The following is a 26,409-nucleotide window of genomic DNA, read 5'->3' on the forward strand; positions in this document are numbered from 1 at the left end:
CAAGCCAGGAACCATTTTCCCATTCTTTTGAATAACCGGACCTTGAATATTTTTAGTTTCCAATTGTTTTAGTGCCGTTATCGTAATATCATTGGAACTATTATTTTCAACAATTAGACGGTAATTGCCTGTGGGAAATTTATTTTTCAGACTTATCTGTGGAGATTCAATAGGGACGTCCCACACTTTTTTTTCATCAACCTTAAGTATCGAAATTTTCAAAGCACTAGTTTGCTTCTGATTTAGATTACCAATAAACATACTAAAATTATTAGCAAACGATTTCAACTTAAAAACATTAGTGATATACGCGGAATGTGGTTGAACAGGCGTCAATTCTTTATTGTGCTCATTATAAAATATATAACTTGAAAAATACGTGTTTGAATTATTTGAAACTTTTTTTCTGTTTTAGAAAATCCCTGGATAAAACTTATAATTAAAAGAAATATTGAGGCAGCTTGAAGATATGGCATATAAAAATCAATTGTTTTGAATGGCGTTTTTTTTACATCATTTTGCCTTCTTTTTTCAAAAAAAGTATATATTCCAAATGCCGATAAAAATAAGAAAAATGGAATAATTGGTAATACATAACGATCACGAACTTCCCATAAAATAATGTGAAAAGTACAAATGCCAACAATACTAAACGACGAGAATAATACTAAAAATTCCAATGACTTTGCTAACTGAAGTTTTTTCGTCAAAATATTCCAACAACTATATCCAGCAAACGCTAGTAAAAGTAAATAAAAAGGTTGAAAAAGATTACTTAACATGTTCATAAAGGAACTAGTTTGCCCATAATTTTGTAAAATCGGTTTATTGATTTGCAAACCGTCCATATCCTGATTGGAAAAACCAAAAGAACACATAAAAGCAATTTTTTTAATTGTATGATGCAAAATCCCCTTTATTCCCAATACTTCCAAACGTTTCCTTAATTCCACATTTAATTTTTTTGCACGGTCCTTTTTTAAAAGATTATCATAGACGGAAGAATCTCTACCGTCAATTTCACCAGAGGTATTAGGGTTCCACGACATATTTATCCAACGCACAGCTGGTGTCGCTCTATCGGCATTTGCTTCAAACCCATCGGACCGAGCAATTTGATTAGACACAACAGTCATCACAACAGTTAAAAGAATTACTAATACTAATAAAAATGATTTTAAATATCTATCTATCGTTTTATTAAACAAAATTGCTAAAATAAATGCTATCAAAATTATTATTGAATTTTGTCTTATAGTTACAGAAAACGCAAATAAGATACTAATGAAAACAGTGTATGCTACTCTTTTTCGTGTTTCATCTTCTGCCACACTAAATAACCTAATAATAGTCCCAATAATAACCATAAAAATTGATATTGCCAAAAGATCATTATATGGGAATATGGAATACATATACCAAGGCATATAGAAAAGAGCTAAATAAAAAAATATTGTTCCTAACTTTTGATTAACAATTTTAAATGCTCGAGCTAGATAAAAAATCCCAAAGTCTAGTAAAAGCATTTGAATCCAATGTATCCAACTTTGAAAGCTTGTGACACCAAACCACCGTAATGGTTTCAAAATTATTGACCAGAAAATTGTAATATTAACATTATTTGGGTACAAACTATAATATTCAAACCAATTATGATTTCCTTCAATAAGCCGGCCAATCATTGAAGTAATGATACCAGTATCAGTATAAACAGGTCTAAAAAATGTTAATAAGAAAACAACCTGAATACTTAAAGCTAAAAAAATTAGTACAATTTCTAACCATTTGAGCGAACGGTTATTTCTCTTTTTAGCAATCTGGTATACAAAAACAAATATTGCAATTAATCCTCCAAAACGAAAAATTGGTGAAAGATACGGCGTCGACCCTGTTTTAAGCCCTAATGGGTTCATTAACATGGCACTAATAAAAATCAATGATAGTACCAATAACAACATTATTTGCATAAACTTGTGAATACGAACTGCATTCATAAATTACTCCTTTATCGTTTAAATACTCAATTTCAAACAAACTATATTTTATAATTTAGACATGTTCATATGAATTTTTTTAAAAATCAGCACAAACTGTTGAAAACCAAAACCAGCTATTAGAAGTAAAACTGGTAAAAATTGAAGAAGATATCTACTTCGGCCTCCTTCAAATATCAACAAAAACGTAAAAAATCCTATAGCACTAATTTTTAAAAATAGTGAATATTGTGAATATTCTAAAGTTGAAAAAAGAATTAAAATTAAAGTAAGTATCCAAATCAGTTGCTGTATCGTTTTAAATTCAAATTTTTGATTATCAGCTAACCCATTTTTGTTTAAAAAATATTTTCTTTGGAATGATTTATTCATACCAATATTATTTTTATTGTATACTGTTAAGAAATTTCCTTCTTGTCCCCATCCAAGAGTTCCGTCAGAACTGTTATTCATTTGCTTTTGAATTAAAAATTTTTCATAGCCCAGCACACCATAATCACCTAATCTCTGTTTTATTTTAGCAATAGCAACTTGGTTTCTTTCATTTGGATTTTTAATATGAGCTGTCATTTTCGAATCCTCAGTATTAAAACCACCCTTGTTAGTCAATCCCATCGCTATAAAATGTGTAGCAGGAAATGCTAAATTTCTATTAACTTTAAAAGAATAATCATAATTATTCAAACTTGAGGTTATGATTACTGCAGGTATTAAAAAGAATACTCCAAAAGTAACCGTAACAAAAAACAAATTTTTTTTTGTTAACCACAAATGATTATTAATAAACAGATAGAGGAGTGCCATAATAAAAGTAGACACCAAAAGAACTATTAATGATGGTTTAATAAAATATCCAAAACATAGTACCAGGGCAAGTATCGGTGCATTAATCATTAACCTCTTAAGCGTCTGTTGGTGGCGGAATAGATTTAAAACGTAGATAAAGATAGTTGTTACTAAAAAAGAAATGGTATCAGAATAAGGAATTACAAAAAATGGGACAACAGTAAATAAAAAGACTGTTAATAGAATAACCACATTTTTTCCAAATTTGTTTAAAATACTATTAGCCATTTTTACTAACAATATAGTTGCCACGTCAACAATTACGACATTTAAAAGGTTTAAATAATAAATAAACGTGTTCAAGTCTACCTGTCCGGTAATATGCCAATATATTGTTTCTAACCGTAACAACATCAAATTATTTGGATAAAAGGAAAAGTAATCTGACCAGCCAAGTAAGCCATGCTTTCCTCCATCAACCAAAACTTGAGTAGAAATTATCGTGAAATCCCACCCAGAAGATCCTGTTAGCAAACCGACAGTTTGCAATTGCCAAATAATTATTAATATAGCAAGGCTAAATAAAAAAAACTTGTTATAAAAAAATTGATTTAACCAACTAATAACAACTTTAAATTGTCTGGAAAATATAAACTTAAACAAAAAAGTAATAACAAAAAAAATAAGCAGAATGTCAAAAAATACAAATAATGAACTGTTAGACTTTAATAAACTGTCCTCTAATATGGCAATGGCACCAATTAGACTAGTTACCACTAAAAATACTAGTACTAGATTTGTTATAAAGTTAATTGATTTATAAACTTTCAAAAATAAGCCCACCCTAATTATCTTTTCTCTTTGGAAATATAAATAGGTCGTTTTTTTGTTTCTAAAAAAACAGCAGAAAGATATCTGCCAATAACTCCTAAACTAAGTAGTTGAATTCCACCAATAAACAAAATAATTGTTGCCATTGATGGCCAACCTGCCACCGAGGTATTATCAATCAATGCCCTAGCGACGATGAAAATACCCGCTACGACAGCGAGGCCAAATGAAAATAAACCCAAGAACGTAACAATAGTTAAAGGTAACGTTGAAAAAGAAACAATACCTTCAATACCATATTTAGTCAAGTTCCAAAAAGTCCACGATGATTTTCCAGCCACACGGTCACGGTCCTCAAAAGGTATATACTTCGTATTGAATCCAACCCATGTAAAAATCCCCTTGGAAAAGCGTTGATTTTCGGGTAAAGAAAGAATAGCATCAACCATTTGCCTCTTCATTACCCGATAATCCCGTGCTCCTTCGACTAGATGCATTTGAGAAACACGATTCATCCATTTATAAAAACGGGTCGAAAACCACGTTCTAATAATTTTTGTTTTGCGACGATCCACACGTCGAGTTCCAACGGCATCATATGGACCAGTCATTACTTCACTTAGCATTTCTGGTAATAGTTCGGGAGGATCTTGCAAGTCAACATCCATAACAGCAACGTAATCACCATCCGCATGCTGCAACCCAGCATATAAAGCTGCTTCCTTACCAAAATTTCGAGAAAAAGATAAGTAATGAACGCTCTCATCTTTTTTGTTTAGCGACTTTACAATTGACAGGGTTTTATCATCCGAACCATCATCAATAAAATAAAAATTTATGGCAACAGGCAATTCTTTTTTAATATTTTGCAGTGTATCATAAAAAATATTCACAGTCGCTTCTTCATTGTGAACTGGTACAATTAAGGATAAAACTGCCGATTTGTCTTTAATACTCACCAAACACTTCTCCTAATCCAATCAATATGTATGACACTCCAAGATGGGTGTCTTAAAATCTTCACTTCACATCATCATGCGCAAAGTTAAAGTCATCTGCCACACCGAATTCTTGACGAACAGTGTTAAAGGCATCATTGAAGACCTGGTCCATATCAAAGTAACGATACTTACCCAAACGACCACCAAAGAGTACTTCAGGTGCTTCTTCACGAGCAGCCTTCACGTATTGCTTGTACAATTCAGTGTTCTTATCATCGTTAACTGGGTAGTAAGCTTCCTTCGTGCGATCCCAGTCTTGTGGGTATTCACGAGTAATAATCGTCTTGCCTTCATCTGCCAAACCATCAAAGTGGCGCCATTCCATTTGACGCGTATATGGCGTTTCAGCATCCGTATAGTTAATAACAGCATTTCCTTGATAATTGTCAGAGTCAATTGTTTCGCTTTCAAAGCGCAATGAACGGTATTCCAATTCACCAAACTTGTAATCGAAGAACTGATCAATCATTCCCGTGTAAAGAACACGTGGGAATTCTGCCATAAATTCATCCTTGTGATCGAAGAAATCAGTATCAGTCAAAACATCAATCAAGCCGTTTGAACGTTCAACCATGTTCTCAAAAATTTGAGTATAACCACCAACAGGAATTCCTTGGTAACGGTGGTTAAAGTAGTTGTTATCGTAAATAAAGCGAACTGGCAAACGCTTGATAATGAACGCTGGTAATTCGGTTGCCTTACGACCCCACTGCTTTTCGGTATAACCCTTAATCAAAGCTTGGTAAATGTCTGTTCCAATCAATGAAATAGCTTGTTCTTCCAAGTTACGTGGTTGACGATCGCCCAATTCCTTCAAAGCAGCAGACTTTTGTTCTTCAATCTTAGCCTTCGCTTCATCAGGTGTCTTTGTTCCCCACATCTGGTAGAAAGTATTCATGTTAAATGGCAAGTTAAAGAGCTTACCGTTATAGTTGGCAACAACTTGGTTTTGGAAGTTGTTAAATTCCGCAAAGTTTTGAACGTAATCCCAAACTTCCTTGTTATCCGTATGGAAGATATGAGCGCCAAAATCATGAACTGTGATGCCGTTTTCAACGTGTGTATGCGTGTTTCCACCAATAAATGAACGCTTTTCGACAACTAAAGAACGCTTGCCACGCTTTGCTGCTTCGTAAGCGAAAGTCATCCCGAAGGGACCAGCACCAACGATTAAGTAATCATAGTTCTTTGTATTAAACTTATTTGCCATTAGAAATGTACCTTTTTCTTAGAATTTGGAAGAAATTTCCGTTTCAAAAACTGTGTGCCCTTATCAAGCCAATTTGTCTTTTCCAGACTAATCACGGGAACTTCCGTAAAGGAATAGTCCCGAGTATTAAGCCAAGTATCCATTAACCGTTCTGACAAGAAACCAAAAACGCGAGCATCTTGACCATGCAAAGTGGATAAGTCCACTTTTTCTTGCACTTTTTCCAAAACACCAAAAACAAATTCCGCATAATCATCAAAAGCTTCTTTTTTCATGATAAACATGTTGAATAGGTGGGCTTTCGTCGATTGCTCCATTCGTTGGAATCCTGGATAGAAGTCTGCATAATTCTCTCGAATTACCTTCTCCATTATCTCATAAGGCTCATTTGCATGGGCATGAAGATAATGATTACGCTGATTTTCAATGTAGTAATTTCGCTCTTTGGGTAAAATCACATCATGCTGACGCAATAAGTTCTCAATGTCCTGTTGACTTAACCGTTCAGCATAGTCGTGTCCACCTTTTTGTCCCAAATAGCGACGATAATGAACCAGACCCACCGCATCTTCTTTAGAATTTTTCCACATCCAATAAATTCCAGTTAATTCATTGAAGTTGGGATTTTTAGTCGAAATATTTTCACCCTGATCATCGCGTTGATAACCAGTTGGAACTTCATCTCTCAAAGATGAACCAACCATCAATGGTTGATAAAGCTTATCTTGGGGCATTTCATATGGTTTGTGTGTTGCAATATAAACTTTCATTGCTTCAGTTCCTCCTCCAAACGCATAATATGTTTCCGATAAAAAAAGAACATAAGCAAACATGGCCAGATATATAGTCGGACAATAAAAGATGACCAGAAAAAGAGAATGAAAGTAACTACAAAACTAACACGCATTAAATCATTCCATTTATCCATACCCCATACACTATGTGATTTTTTAAAGATCAAAAGAGCTTTCATAAAAAAGCCGAACATCATATACAAAGCAGGAATCATAATTATCAATCCGTAAGAAGCGAGCCAACCTAAAAATTCAGACAAGATTGGAAATCCGTGATTTTTGAAAATTTCTTGAAATTCATAATTATGCGTCAATCCAATCGGAACATTTTGTATGTTAAAAAACGACGTAAATCCATACCCCACACCAATAATGGGATGGGTTAAAAATGTCAAAAATAATCCAATTGCTCCGCCCAATCGGTTATCAGTCCCTTGTTTAGCAAACAAAAATTGATTTAATGTTTCATGTACCATGGGTACAAAACTATATAAGAAATATAAAACAATTGGACCAGCAATTAAACAGACTATTAAAAACTTTTTAAGAGCTTTTCTCGAAAAAAGAATCCAAAGAATAAAGCCCAGAGCACCAGTAATAATACCAGTTGTCGTTTTGGCAAAGATCAATACAAAAAACAAAAAGAATGTGATGCAAACATTAGCTAATTGCTGAAGCCTCGGGGACTTAATTTTATTCCAAATTTTTTCACCGGATACAGTCAAACCAATCAGCATCGGCAAATAAGTAATCGACAAAAGGTTAGCTAAATACGAAGCTTCAGGCTCAAACCCATTAACTCGCTTTTGAGATAAAACATATGCACCGTTTGCATTAAAATTATAATTTCCAAATGACTGCCATCTTTTTTCAAAAGCGCTAGCAATCAGGTTAACATAACCACTTAAACCATGCATTTTTGAAAGAACTAATATTTGTGGAATAATTACCAAAGATAAATAAAGTAATAACCCAATTATGCCTGCTTTAAAAAATTTTTTCTCAGCATCCTTATTCACAACAGTAACTTGTATCACTGCCCAAGCAACATAAAAAGCAGCCGTCCAACCAAATAGTATTATTCCCGAATGAATAATACCTGAGGTTTGTTTAGTATCGCCAGTAATTCTGTAAGATAAAAACATGGCCACTAACTGAATAATCCAAAAAAGCATACCCAAAATAATACTCTTCCAGCTAGGAATAATCCTTTTATACCACATTGGGTGGCGAAACAACTGGATAATAATAATAATAATAAAAATCCAAAAAGAGATTGATGCAACCGGTTCAGCTATTGAATTAGAATATGTTTTTGAAAAGAATGTTAACGGTAATAAAAAATTAACCATAGTTCAAAAATTAGTCCTTATTACTGGCAGCAGTTTTGTAATTTTTGTGTATTCCAGAAATCATAATGCCAAAAGCTGAAATGACAAAACCAAATGCCGCACCAAATACTGTCAACTTTTTAGCATTCTTTAAAGCAGATTTAGTTACATCAGAACCTGTTGCCTTCGACAATGGTTCAGGCTTTCCCATATCTGGGTACAATGTTGGGCCAATTTCTGTAAATGTATCAGCATAAATATTCGCTAACGTTTTAGCACGATACGTTGTTGAACCAGAAGCTTGGAATGACAAAGCAAGTGTGTCTGTTGGATTTTGAACCTTGACTGCCTCATTGATATCATTCTTACTCATTTTAAATGGTAATGCCTTTTGTACAGCAGAAACGATTGCATCATCTTGAGCAACCGTTTCATAAGTTGGTACTAATGACTTATCAGCTAAAAATCGAGCATTGGGGTCGCGTACGTCTGTATTATTCTTAGCAATCAAGACAGTCCGACTAGCGGAATAATTCGTAATTACTTTTCCGGACTTGGCATATACAAAACCAGCACCGGCAAACACAATAACTAATAATATAATTAACCAAGCAAAATGCCAAAAACGTTTTGCCAAATCAGTTAATGAAAATTCCATTTTTCTTCTCCTCATTTCAAAAGGGCTATTTTAAAAGGCGCCATCGCCTTTTAAAATAGCGATGACCGTTTGAAACATGATTTTAAAATCTAAAGTTAAATTTGCTCGATCAACATAATCAAGTTCGATTTCCGCACGTTCTGGATAACCAATATTTGACCGTCCCGAAGCCTGCCATAAACCGAAAACACCAGGCTTTACAGACAAAAATTTTTGAATTCGTTTTGCATCGCCATATTCAACCAATTCGCTCTCAACCACAGGCCTTGGCCCGATGATCGACATATTCCCAATTAAAGTGTTCCAGAATTGTGGCAATTCATCGAGTGACGTTTTGCGTAAGATTGCCCCGATTTTTGTAATTCGGGGGTCCTCTTTGGTCGGCAATTTGTAGCCGTTATCAACAAATTTTTGATATAGCCGATCATCTGATTTAAGAATCTGGTCAGCATTATCAACCATGGACTGGAATTTATAAATTTTAAAATGCTTACCACCCTGACCTACACGATCTTGGGCATAAAAAACATGACTCGTTCCTTTGCTAAACTTAATAATTATTGCAATCACCAAAAAAATCGGTGAAAAAACAATCAAAGCCACAAAGGAAACAACAATATCTAAAATTCGTTTGGGAAGGCGATAAAACAGGAACTGTTTCAAAACCTCATCCTCCAATATTTATAATTTAATGCACAACAATACATATTATACCAGAATCACCCTATCAGCGGAAGGAACGCCAATTCAATAACCGCTTTAAAATGGGTGCTCGAAGAATAACGAGGACTAATAAGTAGACAAAACCACCTATTACCGTTTCAACCAATGTACTCTTGATACCAATGCCGTGATTATCAACAAAGTATAGCACCGCAAAATACATGGCCAATCCGGCCAACAAATAACGCCAAAGACCGACAAAATGAGCCTGAACCTTCATATCATTTCTGGTCACAAATAACTGATAAGCGATAACAGCAAATTCCGAAATGGCTGTCGCCAATGCTGCCCCTTCAACACCCCAAATAAAAATCAAAAAGAAGTTCAAGAAGATGTTTAAAATAGCGCCAAAGGTTACCGACCAAGTATACTCGCTCAAGCGTTTCGTAGGAATTAAGAACTGGTTACCAATAACATTAGACCAACCGATGAACACAATGATTGGTGTTAATAGAACCAAGGCAGATCCAACATCACCCCAGGATTTTCCCAAAAACCAAAGCATCGCCGTTGGCCCAACAGCAGCGATTCCAAAAGCCAATGGCACAGCAATCGCTGATACAAAGTCCATTGAAGCATGAATTGCCTTTTTCATTTTGGCATGTTCACCTGCAGCGTAGTGTGCAGACATTCGGGGTAACATCACCATTCCAACAGAAGTAACTAAGGCTAAGCAGACCTTAATAATTTTATCGGCGTTATCATAAATTCCAGATGAAGAAGTTGCACCAGTGATAAATGGCAACATCGTTTTATTTAGCTGCAAATAAATCTGTGTGGCGATTGTTGGCAAAAACATCATAAAGACCGGGTGCCAATGCGACTTCAAATCAAGTTCTTTCAATTTTGGCCAATGGAACTTTCCAATCAAATAAAACCACATCGAAAGATTACCAAAAACTTGTGACAATGCCAACAACAGAATATAAGCACCGATATCAGTCGGCTTTTTCACCAAAACAAAAATCAAAACAGTCATTGCTAACTTAATCATCATATTGCGTAAAACAGTTTTTTTGAAATCTTCCAAGCCGATAAAGTACCAGGAGATATCAAAAATACCTGAAAAGATTACCCAAATTTGATACCAAAGAAATAATTCATTTTGATGAATGCGATGATTAAAAGCACCACCCGCATAAATAAAAATCACATAGAGCAACAGCGCGACAATCCCCGCCATAAAATGAATAGTTTGAATTTCCCAAAATTTTTTCTGCCGAGCAGCCTCATTTTTATGGACATAAGCGATTTCTCTCGATCCATAAGTCACAATTCCCAGACTGGCGATCAGTAGGAAGTAAGTAACTAAGGAATTAGTCCAGGAGGCAACCCCCACACCATTTTTGCCTAACACTCGTGCTAAATACGGCAATGTAATAATTGGAGCAATGATGTTGAGCAGTTGATAGGCCGCGTTATATAAATAATTTTTTGCAACTTGCATATTTTTTCCCGTAAAATTAATGTTTATCTTCCCACTAATTATACCAGTGTACTACAAATTTCTATTCTAGACACTGAATTTAAATAAAAAGGCTGATTTTATCGCAATCAGCCTTTTTAAAATACAATTTATTTTTTAATATCAATCTCACTATGACTGCTTGATACCCGTATTTAAGTCATAATAAGTCCAGCCTTGTGAAGTCAGTTGCCATCCATACTTCATAGCACCGGTCATGCTGTCAAACAGGTACCAATTGCCTTGATCATATTGTGGGCCGTAAAGTATCTCACCAGTAGAACGATTATATAGTACCCATTTGGAAGCAGCTGCAATATATTGACGGCCATATTTCATTGAACCATCGCCCGTGTCAAAGTAATACCATTTACCATCGATATACTTTTCACCATGAACCATCACACCATTTTGGTCATAAAACACTCTGCGAGTGCCTAACTGTTGGTACCCCGTTTTTAAAATGCCTGTGATTGCATCCGCGAGATACCAATTTCCACTAAAGTAAACCTCACCATTTCCAAGAGATCCTGTGTCAGCATTAAAAATATACTGCTTACTATTAATCCACTTAAGCCCGTACTGAATAGTGCCATCATTGGTATCATAATAAACTTTACCTTGTGGTAATTGCTGCCATCCATATTGCATAGCACCAGTCTGCGAATCAAATAGATACCAATGTCCTTGATCATACTGTTGACCATACTTCATAGTTCCATCATTACGGTCATACAAAACCCACTTGTTTTGATCGGCAAGATATTGGCGACCATACTGCATAGCTCCCGTTTGAGAATCAAAGTAATACCAGTTTCCTTGGTCATATTGTTGACCGTAGAGCATTTCCCCCGTCTTCCGATCATATAAAACCCACTTCTTTTGATTAGCTAAGTATTGGCGACCGTATAGCTTTTTACCTGTTAACGGATCAATCAGATACCACTTACCATCAATGTATTGTTGTTCATAATTATTTGTTTGATTAGTCGCCATTCCCGTATAATCCATGGAAACGTCAAACTTACCACTAATGCCATTAAAAGAAGCATTAGATGACCATTGCCACATGCCAAACCCAGTGTTCCAAAGATCACTACCAGATGGATTATAAGGATACTGTGCAATCCAGACCTTACTGTCGCCACCAAAAATTGAAGTATCAAGATTGTTAGTCTTCTTATACGATACATAGGTATACAAGGTTGTATTAGTAAAACCACGAGCATGTAATTGATCATTAAAGGCCCGAGCGTTATCCGAAACGTTTCCGCCAACCGTACTACTATCTTCCAAGTCGTCAACTAACAAATCAGTACTCTTAAAACCAAGTTGCGTTGCAAAATCTGCAAAATAATTCGCCTCCGTGCGACCGCCATCTGGGGTATTAAAATCAGAATAGTGGTAGGCAGAAACAGTCAATCCAGCAGCGCGTGCATTATTAACTTGGGCTTGGGCATACGGATTTTTATAAGTAGTTCCTTCAGTCAACTTGACGATAATGCCCTTAACACCATTATTGCGCATCGTTACATAATCTTGGGCCGTCAAATAGCCTTGATAAGATGACACATCAACGACATCCATCCGCGGTAACCCCGTTTGACCGGCAGTGACAGACGCAATACTATCAGCCTGAGCAACTAGGTGATGGCTAACATCTACAACGGCACCAAAAGCGGTTGCTGCTGCCAACGTTAGAAAAGTATTTTTTATATTCATGGTTTCTTTTAATCCTTACTGGTGAAAATTCTGCTTGGCATAAGTCACAGGCGATACCCCCTGTTGTGATGCTTGCGTGATAATTTGCTTAATATCGCTCGGTGCCCACTGATCAGCAGGCAAACCAGCAGCCTTCAATTGAGCCGTCACCTGTTGAATCATTGATGAATCAACTGTTTGACCGTTCAATGTTTTATTAGGGTCATAGCTAGCTGATGTTTGTGGATTAGCACCCTTTTGACTCGTTGCACTTGTTGCAGACGATGTTGCTGATGATGCCACCGAACTACTTGAACTAGTGCTGTCACTAGTACTTTTAGTCGTTGACGACACCGCCGAAGAGGTTGAAACCGAACTGGATGAAGTCGTCGACTCTTTTGAGGTGTGATTAGTGCCAATAGCATAACCACCGCCGGCAACAACCGCTGCCACCACAACGACCCCGATAATTGTCCCAATTTTTTTCACAAAAATTCTCCTTGATTAATCACTCTCTCAAAGGTGACCTGCAAAACTCGGTCAAGCCTATCATTGTTCATTTTACACTATCTGACCTACTTTTGCAGGCCCCAAGTCAAGGTTACTTTTGATTTCATCAGACAAAAGTGACTCAAAATGAAAAAGCAATGCCATTAAATAATGACATCGCTTATACGCTATTTCCCAATAAATTCATTCAACATGCCCGTGGCAATCCCAAAGTAAATCAGGATAGCCGCCCAATCAACCACTGTCTGCACCAACGGCCCATTCATCAATGCTGGATCCAAATTCACTTTACTCAATACTGCCGGCACTAAGTACGCCAGCAATGATGAAAGCAGAATCGCAACGATTGCAGACAAAGCAACTGCCAAAGCAAGCCCTTCATTATCTTGCCAAAGGGAAACGACGACAAAAAGAACCACGCCCGCTAAGATGGCTAGTACAAAGGAAGACAGCAACTCAGAAATCAGATTTTTCCAAAAAGACCGGTCCGTGCTGGATCCAAAGTGACGGACGGCCAGTGCCAAGGATTGTGTGCCGGCATTTCCGGCAACGCCGGCAATAACCGTAATAAAGGCAGCCAAAATCGGTGCCTGACGAATAGTATGCTCAAAGCTAGCGACTAGGGCAACGGAAACAAGTCCCAACACTAGCAGAGCCAAGAACCAAGGCATCCGCTTCAGTGCGGAATGCCAGGGACTGTCATCGGTATCAGAAACATCGACGGCAGCCAAACCAGAGTACTCCTCGACCGCTTCTTCATCAATTACGTCAACAATATCATCAACTGTAATGATTCCCAACAAATGTTGATCATCATCGGTAACCGGAATGGCAAAAAAATTGTAATCGGCAACGACTTGGGCGACTTCTTTTTGGTCATCCCCCGCCTTCACCGAAATAACCCGAGTATTGGTAATTGACTCAATCGTCATCTCATCCGGATGGGTCAGCAAGTCCCGCAAGGAAACAATTCCCACCAGACGATGGTTTTCATCAACCACATAGACATAGATGATTGACTCGGCTTCTTCGGCCTGTTTCTTCACTTGGGCTAGAACGTCCTTCACTACTGAGCCTGCAGCTACTGCCAAGTATTCCGTGGCCATCAAAGCCCCGGCCGTCTGGTCCTCGTACTTAATCAAATTTCTGATTTCTTGAGCTTCTCGATGAGGCATCAATGCCAAATAAGTTGAAGCTAACCGGGCTGGCATGGCCTGGAACAAATCAGCTTCGTTATCAGCAAACATTTCAACCAGGATGTTGGCCCCCTTTTGTGGTGGCATCTCCTGCAAAAGGTCAACGACCTCTTCGGCATCGATTTCCAAGTTATCAAAAACTGTCGCGAGCGTTTCATCATCCATGACCCGCCAGGCAACCTCTCGAATATTCTTCGAAAAGCTGGCGTAAACCTGCCCCTTTTCAAAATCGTGCAGGTTGGTAAATTTGGTCATAAAATCATCGTCTTGTCCGTTTTCGAGCAAGTCCGTTAAGGCATGGACAGCTTGTCGGACTTGCTGCTCATTGTCTAATTCCATGAAAGGATTCCTTTCCACTTCGTTTATCATTCTTGAAAATACTACAAAATCAGATTGTCTTCAACCTCAGTCGCAAACGTTTTTACCCTTGAATGTCCTTTAACGCCTGCAAATCAGCCGGTAAATCCGTTTGCAGATGACGGTTTTGTTCAATAAAAGGATCATAGAAGGTCATCTGGTAGGCGTGCAAGGCCTGTCGCTTCAATCCATACCACAATGGTCCACCGTACAGGTCATCCCCCACCAACGGGAAACCGATGTGGGCAAAATGAACGCGGATTTGATGTGTCCGGCCGGTATGCAACTGCACCTTGACTCGGGTCATCGGCCGATTGTTATCATTGGTGTACCGGTGTTCCACCCAATATTCCGTCTTTGACAGTTTGCCATCTGGCGTCACCGTGCGCTTGATAAAGTCACCCGGCAAGCGGCCAATTGGCTCCTCAATCATGCCATGATCCTCTGGCAAGTGCCCAGAGACATAGGCCGTGTAGAATTTTTCCACCGAATGTTTCTGCAATTGCTGGTCCAAAACGGCATGGGCAAAGCGATGCTTGGCCAACAAGACGATTCCGGAAGTGTCCCGGTCAAGACGGGTCACAACGTGGGGCACCAAGTCTTCAGCCCCTTCATCGATCAAATGGCCCTTGACCTGGTTGACCAGCGTATGGAGTCGATCGGCATGCCCTGGGACAGTGGTGACCCCGTATGGCTTATCAACGGCCAAAAAGTGTTCGTCTTCATAAATCACGTCCAATGGGGTGAAATCAGGAACAACCAAGTCATTCCCCGTTTCAACCGGCATCACGATTGTCACGAGATCCCCATCCTTAATATAATCGGAGGTGTAAACCTGTTGGTCATTAACCAAAATGGCGCCCCCATTATGCTTCATTTGTGAGAACATCCGGTGTGAAACACCGTGACCTTGTAAGAAAGAACGGACCTTCCGTTCTTCTGTTCCCTGATACGTCCAAGAAAATTTCATATTGATTTATCTGTGCCGGCTGAATGACCGGTTCCTTTCAATTCCATGCAAAAGCGGTGCCTTTGTTCGACCAGACACCGCCCTGCCACTTATTCAACGTCTTCTTCGCTGCTGTCAGCGATAAAGGCCTGCTTCACCCGACTCCAAAAGTCTAAATGACGGAAGGAGGCAAAATGAACTTCCTTTTCGGCCACTTCAAATTCAACGGCCTCAATACCCTCAGCCAATATCTCTAACTGGTCGCAGGTCAACAAAAAGGCCTTGGTTTTTGGCCGAATGGTAATCTTCTGCCCGGCTGGAACAATTAATGGCGAGCCCAACGTTCGAAAGACCCGGTTATTAATCGACGCAATTTCAGACATTTGGATTGCCTTTAATGACGGGTGTAAGATCGCCCCGCCATTGGCCTTATTATAGGCAGTCGATCCAGTCGGCGTTGCAATCGCCAAACCATCACCCCGAAAGCCTTCAAAGCGCCGACCACTTAAACAAATATCGGCGACCATTGTGCCAACCGGCTGCTTAATCGTTCCCTCATTCAAGGCCAAGTACTCCTGCCTAGCGCCATCAGAAGTGACAGTCGTCATCTTCAGCAAAGGGTACGAAACGCGCTGACCTTTGTCATGAACTAAACTGTTCACCAGTTCCTTGACCTCACTGCCCAGCCAGTCGGTATAAAAGCCCAAATGGCCGGTATGTAAACCAACGAAACGCAAATCATCATTACCATCGATATATTCATGAAAGGCTCCCAAGAGGGTACCATCCCCACCGACAGAAATCACCAGGTCGGGATTTTCCCGGTCTAAGGCAATTCCCTGGGCTTTCAATTCTTTCTTCAGGTCGGCCACAATGGCAAGCGACTGGGCCTGATCATTATTGTATAAGGCGACTTTCATGCCTACTCCTCTAAGATCTTTTTTCTGCTTGCTAATCAAAAGGCCGGCCTAAGCCGGCACTTCTTAATCCTTTGCCTTAATCTCTGAAAATTCTTGTTCCAGTGAAAAGGTCTGATTGGAAATTTCCGTTAATTCTTCAGCCATCTCCGGTGAAATTTCACCATGCTTATAGCGCAAATCGTGTTCGATTGTTGCCCAGAAGTTCATGGCCAAGGTCCTGATTTGAATTTCTGCTAAGACCTTGTGTTCCCCATCCAATAAGGAAACGGGGTACTCAATCACCATATGGTACGATCGGTAGCCCGAAGGCTTAGCGTTCATTACATAATCACGTTCTTCCAAAATGGTAAAATCAGTCCGCTTGCGTAAGAGTTCCACAACCGCATAAATATCTTCAATATATTTGGTCATAATCCGCAAACCAGCAATATCTTGCAAATCAAGGGCCAGACGGTCTTCATGCAAGTGCCGACGCACAATTTTTTCTTCAATTGACGCCTGGGACTTTACCCGGCCCGTAACATATTCAACCGGCGTTGGCTGCCCGGCCTTTTGGTACTGTGCGCTGAGATAATTCAACTTCACTTTTAGCTCTGCGACGGCCTGGGTGTATGGTTCAAAAAAACTTTCCCACTCCACTACTCGGTCCTCCTTGAAACGTTGGCAATTTACTTGCCAAGATCACTTCCTATTCTACCATAAGTTTCACGGACCCTTGAGATAATAAAAAACAAACAACCGGTCAGTTGTTTGTTTTCTGTTGGATATTTAATCATTAATTAAAGCAAAACATCTTGTCTGTTCTTGTTAGCCAATGAAGCAGCGCCAATAACACCAGCATCATTACCTAATTCAGCCAACTTAACAACTGTTGAAGTCCGTACGGTTGGGAAAGCAAACTTTGTCCAGTTCTTTTCAACACGTTCGCGCAAGAATTCACCTGCAGCAGCGACACCACCACCGATAACGATGGCTGATGGGTTCAAGATGTTTGAAATTGTAGCGGCTGCGTAGCCCAAGTAGTAAGCCAACTTATCAACCGTTTCGTTAGCCAAATAGTCGCCTTCTTTGGCCAAGTCAAAGATAATTTTTGAAGTAACTTCTTCACCGTTGTCAATCATGCGGTTCAACTTTGATTCACCAGCATATTGTTCAGCAAAGTCCTGTGCCAAATGAACAACACCGGTTGCAGAAGCATATTGCTCCAAGCAACCATGGTTACCACAAGTACACAAGTAACCATTTGGTTCAACGATGATGTGGCCAACTTCACCACCAGCACCGGCAATCCCATGAATCAATTCATGATTAGCAACCAAGCCACCACCAACACCAGTTCCCAAAGTAATGAAGGAAACATCGGCATCGTTGTTACCAGCACCCTTCCAGGCTTCACCTAAGGCAGCAACGTTGGCATCATTATCGATTGTTAAGTCAAAACCAGTTCCAGCTTGGATTGGGTCCTTAACAGCTTGCTCTTGTGCCCAGTTCAAGTTGTAGGCACCCTTAACAGTTCCTTCTTCACGGTTAACTGTTCCAGGAGTTCCCATACCAATCCCAATCACGCGACTCTTGTCCAATTGGTACAAGTCCAAGTGATGGTTAATTGATTCAATAATATCAGGGACGATATGCTTACCGTCTTCCAAAATGTTGGTCTGAATGGACCACTTTTGTTGAACTTCACCTTCATCAGTCAAAATCGCAAACTTAATAGTAGTTCCACCGAGGTCAACCCCGATTAATTTATCTTTTGCCATGATTTACTGTAGCTCTGCCGCAGTGGCCTGACAGAACATTCCTCCTGTGTCTTAGATTACTCAGTTATTTTAACAAAGATTGTCTACTTTATGCAAGCGTTTACAAAAAAACAGCATAAGTTATTTCTTAAACAATATTATTCTGATTGTCCAATCAATCCAACTAAAAAAAATTAGACGGTCCAAAGCTTATTGCACGCTACTTGCGGCTAAAAAGTCTGGACCGGAATAATCACCGGTCAACTTTGCCTCTTGGTCATGCTCCTTGGCCAAGATGACTTTCATTTTTTTATAGTCCTCTTTTGAAATCACATCGGCCTTGTAGAGGTTATCGACTTCCAAGGCGGCCATTTCAATGTCCCAAAGGCGCTTCCCTAAATGAATAAAGACGTCATAAGTTTTTAAGTACTGTAAAATATCGTAAAAATTTTTCATCAAAATTCCCCGTTTCATGCAGACCTGATTTTTGACCCTAACAAACAGTCGGCGAAACCCACCTGACTTGCCTGCCATTATACGCTGGCAAAGCCGATTACGAAAGTCCCGCCGGCCGACTAGCCGAAATTTCAAGCGTTCTATGACCAGCCAAAAGAATCAAAAGTCCATTTTTTACCTGGTAGCCCGGATATTCCTGCTGCAAAGCCGTTTGGTAGAGGCGGATTTGCCCGGTATACTGGTGACGAATTTTGGCCAACCCCTCATTTTGCTTTGGCCCTGGCGTCTTCGTCACATAATCCGTCTTGTAATCAAAGAGCGTAATCGTTTTTTGCTGGTCATCGATAAAGTAACCGTCAATAATTCCGTGAATCAAAATTGGCTCCGTCTCGGTTAAATCAGGATAGACCTGGTTGGCAGGCACCAGCATTGAAAACGGATTTTCCCGGTGCAATGTCTTAGAATGGTGGGCAATCGTTTGCGCCATGTCTGTTTGTAAGAAATCTAAAATCTGGTCCAGGTCAACCAGGGTCGCCACTTGGTCCAAAACCTTTCCATCGGCCACCAAGCTAGCCAAGAGGTCTTCCAGGTCAGCCAACGTATACGGCTGATTAAAGTCAATCAACTGTAAAATCAGGTGAGTCGCCGTCCCAACAGCAGTTGGTGCCGGCTTGGCTTGACCGTCTTCCTGAAAGGCTGGTACCGGCAAGGTATCGGTCGTGAGCACATGAGCCGTCGGGTCCAGGACACGCTGGTCAGGACGGTGGCTGGCGCTAGCCTTGGTTGCTGGGTGAGCCGAGGAGTATGACTTGCCCTGACTGCTGTTATTGTTCGAGCCAGCACCGTCTTGAGCTTGTTGCCTACTATCAGCAGCAGGCTGGTGCGAATCTTCTCTACCCTCAGTTTCAACAGAATGACCCGACCACGACATTTGATGGCCAGCCTGGTCCAGGGTTAACTTCGCCAATTGACTTTGGTCCGGATCCTCAAAGAGGCTCTTGATTTCGGATACTGATTGATAGGCGGCGGTTTGGGTCGCTGGCCAGTTTGGATATTGATAATTCAAGCGGGCACGCAGTCGGTCGGTGTCAATTGACTGCTTTGGCGTGACGGCGCCGGCCACTGGTTCATTAGCAGATGATCCAGCTGATTTCACCGTCAAGGGACCAACTTCTTCTTCCGGAATAACTGTGACTTGAATCACGCCAGTCTGTGGCGTCTGAGTCGATGGCACCCGTGGCGTTTGAACCTCGCCCAACCACTCGGTCAGTGCCGGCACCTTCAACCGAGCGAGAGTAATCAACGTCCAATCCAAGTATGACTTGGAACGGAGACGTAAATCGCGTCCTAAAAACTGCCCGGTTGTTGACCGCGCCTCAAGATAAAGCGCCCGTGGCCGAGCACTTTCATCCTCTTGCTTGGCAACGGTACCGACCAGGTAGAGTTGCTGCTTGGCCCGGGTCAAGGCCACGTAGTAAAGGCGCATTTCTTCCGACCAAGCCTGCCGCTGCAAGGCTTCCTTGACGGCATACTTTGCCATTGTCGCGACCTTGACTTTAGCATTCGGCTCCAAGTAATCAACACCAACGCCGGCGTCCTTTTGCACTAAGAAATCGCCCTGCATATCACGGGCATTCAAATCTTTTTCCAACTCCGGCAAGATGACGATTGGAAATTCCAGCCCCTTGGAAGCGTGGATGGTCATCAAGGCCACGCTTTCCTCGGCCGATTCCTGAGCCACTTCACCCACTTCCTGACCATTCTTCTGAATTTCTTCAATGTATTGGATGAAAGCATACAACCCAGATTGGCCATTCTCCTGGAAGACATCGGCCTTTTCATACAGGGCGTGCAAATTAGCCTGCCGCTGATTGCCGCCAGGTAGGCCGCCAACATAATCCAGCCAACCGGTATCCTGATAAATTGCCAAGACCAAGCCAACCAAATCATTTTGACGGGCCAACGATTGCCAAGCACCAAGCATTTCCAAAAATCTTTGGCTACGGACATGGTCCTTGGCATCCGCTACCACAGCGGTATAGAAGTCATGACGGCGGTCGGCCAAGCGGATTTCCGCCAAATCATTTTCATCAAAGGCAAAAATCGGTGACCGCAAGACGGCCGCAAGTGGTATGTCCTGATGGGGATTGTCGACAATTCGCAAGAGGTCAAGGACTAAGTACACTTCCATGACCTGGTAATAGTTTCCGACCCCGTCCGATTGGACTGGGATGCCGGCCTGATTGAGCGTGCGGAGCAATTCGACATAACCAGTCTTGGATCGGGTGAGAATGGCAATATCGGAAAACTTGACCGGGCGCATCAAACCCGCTTTTTGGTCATAGACTTCCCCCCTTTGAATCAGCCCTTGAATTTTTTGTGCTAAGTAGCGGTACTGGCTGGCCCGCTTTTCGCTATTATCGGCCTCTGACCCCGCCTGATTTTCACCGTCCTCACCAGTAGAAAAAGCTGCCTTTTCCTGATTTGCCTGTTCGATAATATCCAGGTGAAAGACCGCTGGCACCATCTCCGGATAGGACGCCGCCGCAATCAACTTGGCGGAATCCTGGTATGGAATATCCCCCAGTTCTTCATCCATTAATTGGGTAAAAATCTGGTTAATCACCGTCGTCACGTTATTTTCTGACCGGAAATTTTCAGCCAATTCAATTCGTTCATCAGGGCTGTCCTCCCTGGCAAAGTCAAAGTACTTGCCGGTAAAGAGCGACGGGTCCGCCTGACGGAACCCATAAATGCTCTGCTTGACATCTCCCACCATGTACATATTTTCGCCGTTTGATAGGCTTTTCAAAAAAGTTTCCTGGAGGCGGTTAATATCCTGATATTCATCGACCAGAATTTCTTGAAATTGGCTCTGTATCAAGTTTAACACGTCCTCCTGCTGCAAAATCAGCAAGGACAACTGCTCAGCATCTGAAAAGTCCAACAAATTTTCTTCCCGCTTCTTGGCTGCGAAAGCATCCAAGAAAGCCTGCGTTACCCTTACCAGCGTGCCTACCAACTGATTACCGGCCGCATTAACCTGCTGCCACTGGTTCTCTGCCAAAGCAAAAATGGTTTGATTCAAGTTGACGACCGCTCCAATCCGACCAGACTTGGCAAAGAAGGTGCTAAAGCTAGCCCGAGCGGCATCTAAGAGCGCCGCCAAATCCGGGTCTTCCTTAAAGACTTTGGCCGTCTTTGTTTGTGGAATTTTGCCCCAGTTGGAGGTAATCAGCCCCCGCAATGTATCAAAGGATTGGTGATCGGTTAACGCCTGCTGAACTTGATGGACCTTGTCCAAAGTTTCCTGAACAAAGTTAGCAGTCTTGTTTAACTCACTAATCCCCTCGATATCTTGTAGGATGCCAGTAAAAACCTGGTCCGCCTGGTTGAAGGTCGCCAAAATTTTTGGTGCTAAAAACTTTTGAAAAAGATTCTGGTCAACTAGGGCTGACGTGGCCATCGCTTTCGAGTCTGTGTCAGTCGCTGGCGCAGCCACCGTTTCCTGAGCTGTATCAGTCATCGAGGCTGGCACTTGTTCAGCCAAATCACCCGCCAAAGAAGCCAGCCACTCCGGACCATCAGGCCGGGCTAGGGCAAAATCAGCCAGTTTTAAGACTTTTTCCTTCAGATTCTGATCCTGATTTGGATTAGCAAAGTTATTGACTAAGGCAAGAAAACCCTCATGGTCGGGATGATTTTGATCATAAAAGTCAGCAAAGACCGCCCCAATCACCCGATTCTTTAATAGGTTTAATTCCGCCTGGTCGGCTAGCAACCGGTAACTGGGATCGAGACCAATTTTATAGTAGTACGTATCAATTAATTTCAACGCAAAGGAGTCGATGGTCGAGACATTCGCAACGGGTAAGAGTGCCAACTGGTCCAGCAAGAAGCGCTTTTGCTTGTCATCTGTCACCTGGCCAATCTGCTCCGTAATCGCCACTTCCAGCCGTTCCTTCATTTCCGCAGCAGCGGCGTTGGTAAAGGTCACGATTAGAAATTCATCGACACTGGCACCAGCTAAAATTTTGCGGACCAAGCGCTCAATCAGGACCGTCGTCTTCCCGGAACCGGCCGAAGCCGCCACTAGGATATTGTGACCGCTATGGCTAATTGCCTTCTCCTGATTTTCGGTATACTGTCTAGCCATTTTCACCTTCCTCTTCTGCTTGTAACTGTTTGATGACTTCTTTCTTTCGGCCGGTATACTTTGGCACCTGATAACGGTCGCCCAAGACCTTGTCAAAGCGCATGATGTCCTTATAGGCGGAATATTGCAGGGCACTTTCAACCGGTCGAATTGGGAATTGACCGGCTTGAATCTTTTCGGCCGCTTCCTGCAGTAGTTCCTGATTTTTCTTGGCCAATAGGGCAAAATCAGCATCGGTAATCGTTTCCGACGTTGCCGTTGGCTGCCCATCCTTTGACATCGTTAACTGATAGTAGCGCGCCTTTTCCTTTGGTGCTAGTCGTTCCAACTCATCTAGGTAATCGGGATTATCTAGGGCCAAGCCTCGGTACTGGAAACTCTGACTAGTGGCTTTACCAGCCAACAGCTCATCCACGTCACCACGGAATTTTGCCAGTGGAATCACCTCCTGCTGGATGGGGGCAAAGAAAGCCCCACCGACGCCTTGGATGCCCAATTGCTTGGCGTTTTCCTGAACAGCCTGCCAGTAAGTCAGCAACTGCAATTGCAGGCCATTGGCCGCATCGCGATAACTAAAAGTTTTCCCGGATGTCTTGTAATCGACCAGAGTGGCAAAGACCCCTGCTGGGTCCTGCCGGTCTAACCGATCAATCTTTCCACGGACGATGACTTCCCGGTCACCCTCACCCAAACTCAAGGGCATCAGGTCGCCCTGAGGAAAACCAAAGAGCGTTTCAACCCGGTCTGGGGCAGACTGGTTCGTTTGAGCCGCCTGCCTTAGGTGTTTGAGCAATTCCTGGGCAACCTGGTCCAAATACTGGGCCACCGTCTTGCCTTGACCATCCTCATTTAATTCAGCAAATTGTGGTTCCTGGACCAACCGAGCCAATTCATCTTGAACAACGGTCTTAATCTCTGCTGGCGTGAGGTCGCGAAGGGTTTCCTTCTTTTTAATCAGGTTACCAACAGCCTTTTCAAAGAGATCATGATAGATAATTCCCGTCGAAGCGGCATCCAGCTCGGCGCTTGGCCGTTCCTGTAGGCGTAAACCATACTTCAAGAAGTACTCATAGGGATTTCGATAAAAAGCTTCAATTTGTGAAATTGAGACCCGCAATGGCCGCTGGAACAACTCCTTGGCCAAAGCAGGAGCCAAAATCCGGGCCTGGTTTTGGTAATGGCGGCTCGACAGCACTCGGTCCACCTGGCCGTCTAAGCCGGCATCCGTCAAAGCATCTCGGACCGTTTGAAAATCAGTTTCCTGACCAGCTAAGTCGGCCATTTTAGCCAATTGCGATAGCGTTGCCGCCGGTGTTCCCAAGTAATGCGCCGTTAAATCAGCCAAGTTTTTGGCCTGTCCTGCCACCGGTTGAACCGGTACCAAGAAGAAATTCAACAAACGACTGTAGTAAGGCGACATCTCGTTTTGCTTGCCTTCCTGATTTAACAGTGGATAGGACAAAACAACCTTTGATGAAGCAGCCTGCAAAGCCCCGTAAAAGACCAAGTTTTCTTCGGCCATCTGGGCCGCTGCGGTTTGTCGCAAATAGCGTGGCGTTTCTTGATCGGCCAATGCCGGCTGCACGAGCAGGCGGTCTTGGTCCGTCAAAACGGTCTTATTCTTAACCTGCGCTGGCAAGGCCGACCGGGTTCCCCCGATAAAGTACAAAACTCGGTACTTTTGACTTTGCACGATTCCAGCTTCTGAAATGGTCAACTGGTCCAACTGGTTAGGAATACCCGTAAACTTACCTCCGGCAAACCCTGATTGCAGGGCCGCCAAAAAGACCTGGCGGTCAAAGTCTTGATCACCGGCCACTTGGACCACCTGGTCCAAAATATTAATAAAGAGTTGCCAAACTTCCATGACCTGTTGTGCCTTCACCAGGTCACCAGCTTCCACCAGGGCATCTCGGTGGTTGATAATCGCTTTTTTAACCTGAAACTGGTCCAGGTAAGCCATCAAAAACCGGGCACCGTCGCTTAACGTTTTCGCCTGCTTTAACCCCTGGTTCATGGCATCAAGGGCTTCCACCACAAAACCCTTCAGAAGGTTCAGGCGGCGGTTAACCCGCTGATCTTGGTCGAAGCCAGGCCGGTCTGGTTCACCGTTATCCTCAAACAGGATAAACTGCGCTTGCCGATCATGCCATTTCCGTGCAGAAGGGCGGTGGCCAGCCAAGTAATTATCAAGGTAGGCCACGGTTTCAAAATAAATATCATCACTAATTAACTGACCGTCTTGGCTAGGCCGTAAGAAACCAGTTTTCAAAATTGTCAGGATATTTTCCGGGTAAAAGGCCTGATTAGCAGGACCAAGCAGCTTCGTTACCAATTCCACCAAGGGATGGTTGCCCATCTTAATGTCATTATCCAAGAAGTAAGCCAAGTCGAACTGATTCATCACTGCTGGTAGGTGCTTACTATAAGGACCCAGGTCACGCGCTAGGACCAAGATGTCCCGTAGGTGTAGGTCAGGTTGGTCTTGTAAGTCTTGACGAATTCGCCGGGCTACCTCTTCTAATTCCGTCACGGTATTATCCGCCACAAAGGCTTGTAAATCAGGTTCTACCTGTTGGCCTTTTGGCTCTTGGTAGGAACCTAACTTGGCCCAAGCCGGTAATAGAATTTCCTTTGTGGTTTTATTTTGTTGTTTTAAATCAGTAGCAAGCTCATTTTTGTCAGCCGTCGCACTAATGGTCTCGAACGGGTGATCTTGTCGGCCGTCCAAAACAGTAACATCAGTTTCCTTGTATCGGGCCCGTTTGATAATGGTTAAGGCCGTTGTCAATGGTTTAGCGTAAACATCCCCCGATTCAAAAGTGGTCAACTGGTCTTTGTCACCCAAGATAGCCAAGGTCAAATCAGTTTTTTCAATCAAAAAGTTCACGACCGACCATTCACCAGCCGTAAAGCCTGTAAACCCTTCAAGGTAGATGACAGTATTACTTAAGTCCAAGTTCTCGCTTTGCTCAACAAAATAAGGTAGGGCTTCTTGGGCCAACAAATAGCGTTTCGCCAAGGCCTCATTGAAGGCGTCCGCTACGACTGCCAAATCCCGGAGCTTCTGACTTAAAGTCTTGGTCTGCAGGGGATTTTTTTGCCCACTTTCCTGAACCTGGTCCAAGATAGCCAACAAGTCCTGGGGGCTGATTTCTGCGCCGCGCAATTCAGCTAACTGACTTACTAAGTTTTGAACAAAGCCCTTCTTGGCTTGCATTCGTGCAAAAGTCGGCAAGAGACTCGCATTCTCTTTTAAAATTTGAGAAACCAGCACAAAGAGTCCAGCTTCCCCCATAACGGGGGGCTGGACCTTTCCTTCAGCCTGTAAGAACCGCCAGGCTAACCGGGTCAACGAATAAACCTGAACCTGGGACTGGGCAAAAACTTGGTCTGCCGAATAGCCTTGGGCCCGTGCTAAGCGCTTTAAGACGTCGACTTCCGCATCAAACTTCACGTGATTAGGAACCACGTAATAAATATCACGCCGGTCCTCATGGACCAGCTGGTTGTGAATTTGTTCAACCAGTTGTTGCCGGCTGTCTACTTCACCCGGTGTTAATAAAATCGTAACCGCCATGTCATCCCCTAGTCTTTTTTAGTTATGTTTATTATACAAAAAAAGAACACGT

Annotated in this window: 19 protein-coding genes; all 19 read right to left on the reverse strand. The window is 42.0% G+C overall.

Features of this window, described 5'->3' with window-relative positions; genetic code table 11:
• Nucleotides 1–332 precede the first annotated feature (332 nt).
• Nucleotides 333–1,994: a glycosyltransferase family protein gene (locus AABI20_RS01170; RefSeq protein WP_338346544.1), complete on the reverse strand. Its 1,662-nt coding sequence runs from the start codon at nucleotides 1,992–1,994 to the stop codon at nucleotides 333–335.
• A gap of 48 nt (nucleotides 1,995–2,042) precedes the next feature.
• Complete coding sequence (locus tag AABI20_RS01175; protein WP_338346545.1) at nucleotides 2,043–3,611, reverse strand: glycosyltransferase family protein; 1,569 nt, start codon at nucleotides 3,609–3,611, stop codon at nucleotides 2,043–2,045.
• Nucleotides 3,612–3,628: 17 nt separating this feature from the next.
• Complete coding sequence (locus tag AABI20_RS01180) at nucleotides 3,629–4,570, reverse strand: glycosyltransferase family 2 protein (RefSeq protein ID WP_421825113.1); 942 nt, start codon at nucleotides 4,568–4,570, stop codon at nucleotides 3,629–3,631.
• A 61-nt stretch (nucleotides 4,571–4,631) separates the two neighbouring features.
• Complete coding sequence (glf, locus tag AABI20_RS01185) at nucleotides 4,632–5,822, reverse strand: UDP-galactopyranose mutase (RefSeq protein WP_288845981.1); 1,191 nt, start codon at nucleotides 5,820–5,822, stop codon at nucleotides 4,632–4,634.
• On the reverse strand, nucleotides 5,822–6,592 hold the full coding sequence (locus AABI20_RS01190; RefSeq protein ID WP_288845980.1) for a DUF4422 domain-containing protein: 771 nt from the start codon (nucleotides 6,590–6,592) through the stop codon (nucleotides 5,822–5,824). The genes glf and AABI20_RS01190 overlap by 1 nt, the downstream gene beginning before the upstream one ends.
• Entirely contained in the window at nucleotides 6,589–7,968 is a 1,380-nt protein-coding gene (locus AABI20_RS01195) for an O-antigen ligase family protein (protein WP_338346547.1), read from the reverse strand. Before AABI20_RS01195 ends, AABI20_RS01190 begins: the two co-directional genes overlap by 4 nt.
• Nucleotides 7,969–7,978: 10 nt before the next feature.
• Nucleotides 7,979–8,605 (reverse strand): YveK family protein, encoded by a 627-nt coding sequence (locus tag AABI20_RS01200; RefSeq protein ID WP_288845978.1) that lies wholly within the window; start codon nucleotides 8,603–8,605, stop codon nucleotides 7,979–7,981.
• A gap of 30 nt (nucleotides 8,606–8,635) precedes the next feature.
• On the reverse strand, nucleotides 8,636–9,268 hold the full coding sequence (locus AABI20_RS01205) for a sugar transferase (RefSeq protein ID WP_288845976.1): 633 nt from the start codon (nucleotides 9,266–9,268) through the stop codon (nucleotides 8,636–8,638).
• A 64-nt stretch (nucleotides 9,269–9,332) separates the two neighbouring features.
• Complete coding sequence (locus tag AABI20_RS01210; RefSeq protein ID WP_338346548.1) at nucleotides 9,333–10,775, reverse strand: flippase; 1,443 nt, start codon at nucleotides 10,773–10,775, stop codon at nucleotides 9,333–9,335.
• A gap of 150 nt (nucleotides 10,776–10,925) precedes the next feature.
• A complete protein-coding gene (locus tag AABI20_RS01215; protein ID WP_288845973.1) occupies nucleotides 10,926–12,515 on the reverse strand; it encodes a GH25 family lysozyme in 1,590 nt (529 codons plus the stop codon).
• 15 nt (nucleotides 12,516–12,530) lie between these two features.
• On the reverse strand, nucleotides 12,531–12,983 hold the full coding sequence (locus tag AABI20_RS01220) for a hypothetical protein (RefSeq protein WP_288845971.1): 453 nt from the start codon (nucleotides 12,981–12,983) through the stop codon (nucleotides 12,531–12,533).
• Between the two features lie 188 nt (nucleotides 12,984–13,171).
• Nucleotides 13,172–14,539: a magnesium transporter gene (gene mgtE, locus AABI20_RS01225; RefSeq protein ID WP_288845970.1), complete on the reverse strand. Its 1,368-nt coding sequence runs from the start codon at nucleotides 14,537–14,539 to the stop codon at nucleotides 13,172–13,174.
• A gap of 82 nt (nucleotides 14,540–14,621) precedes the next feature.
• Nucleotides 14,622–15,527, reverse strand: a complete 906-nt coding sequence (locus tag AABI20_RS01230; RefSeq protein WP_288845969.1) for an RluA family pseudouridine synthase — start codon at nucleotides 15,525–15,527, stop codon at nucleotides 14,622–14,624.
• Nucleotides 15,528–15,616: 89 nt separating this feature from the next.
• Entirely contained in the window at nucleotides 15,617–16,426 is an 810-nt protein-coding gene (locus tag AABI20_RS01235; RefSeq protein WP_338346549.1) for an NAD kinase, read from the reverse strand.
• A 63-nt stretch (nucleotides 16,427–16,489) separates the two neighbouring features.
• Complete coding sequence (locus AABI20_RS01240) at nucleotides 16,490–17,065, reverse strand: GTP pyrophosphokinase (RefSeq protein WP_288845966.1); 576 nt, start codon at nucleotides 17,063–17,065, stop codon at nucleotides 16,490–16,492.
• A gap of 140 nt (nucleotides 17,066–17,205) precedes the next feature.
• Nucleotides 17,206–18,186, reverse strand: coding sequence for an ROK family glucokinase (locus AABI20_RS01245; RefSeq protein WP_047975120.1), 981 nt, complete (start codon nucleotides 18,184–18,186; stop codon nucleotides 17,206–17,208).
• A 189-nt stretch (nucleotides 18,187–18,375) separates the two neighbouring features.
• A complete protein-coding gene (locus tag AABI20_RS01250) occupies nucleotides 18,376–18,621 on the reverse strand; it encodes a YqgQ family protein (protein ID WP_047975119.1) in 246 nt (81 codons plus the stop codon).
• A gap of 97 nt (nucleotides 18,622–18,718) precedes the next feature.
• Complete coding sequence (addA, locus tag AABI20_RS01255; protein ID WP_338346550.1) at nucleotides 18,719–22,777, reverse strand: helicase-exonuclease AddAB subunit AddA; 4,059 nt, start codon at nucleotides 22,775–22,777, stop codon at nucleotides 18,719–18,721.
• Complete coding sequence (locus AABI20_RS01260) at nucleotides 22,770–26,357, reverse strand: PD-(D/E)XK nuclease family protein (protein ID WP_338346552.1); 3,588 nt, start codon at nucleotides 26,355–26,357, stop codon at nucleotides 22,770–22,772. The genes addA and AABI20_RS01260 overlap by 8 nt, the downstream gene beginning before the upstream one ends.
• Between the last annotated feature and the right edge of the window lie 52 nt (nucleotides 26,358–26,409).

The sequence above is a fragment of the Fructobacillus cardui genome (genome assembly GCF_963580785.1).
Lineage (GTDB): Bacteria > Bacillota > Bacilli > Lactobacillales > Lactobacillaceae > Fructobacillus > Fructobacillus cardui.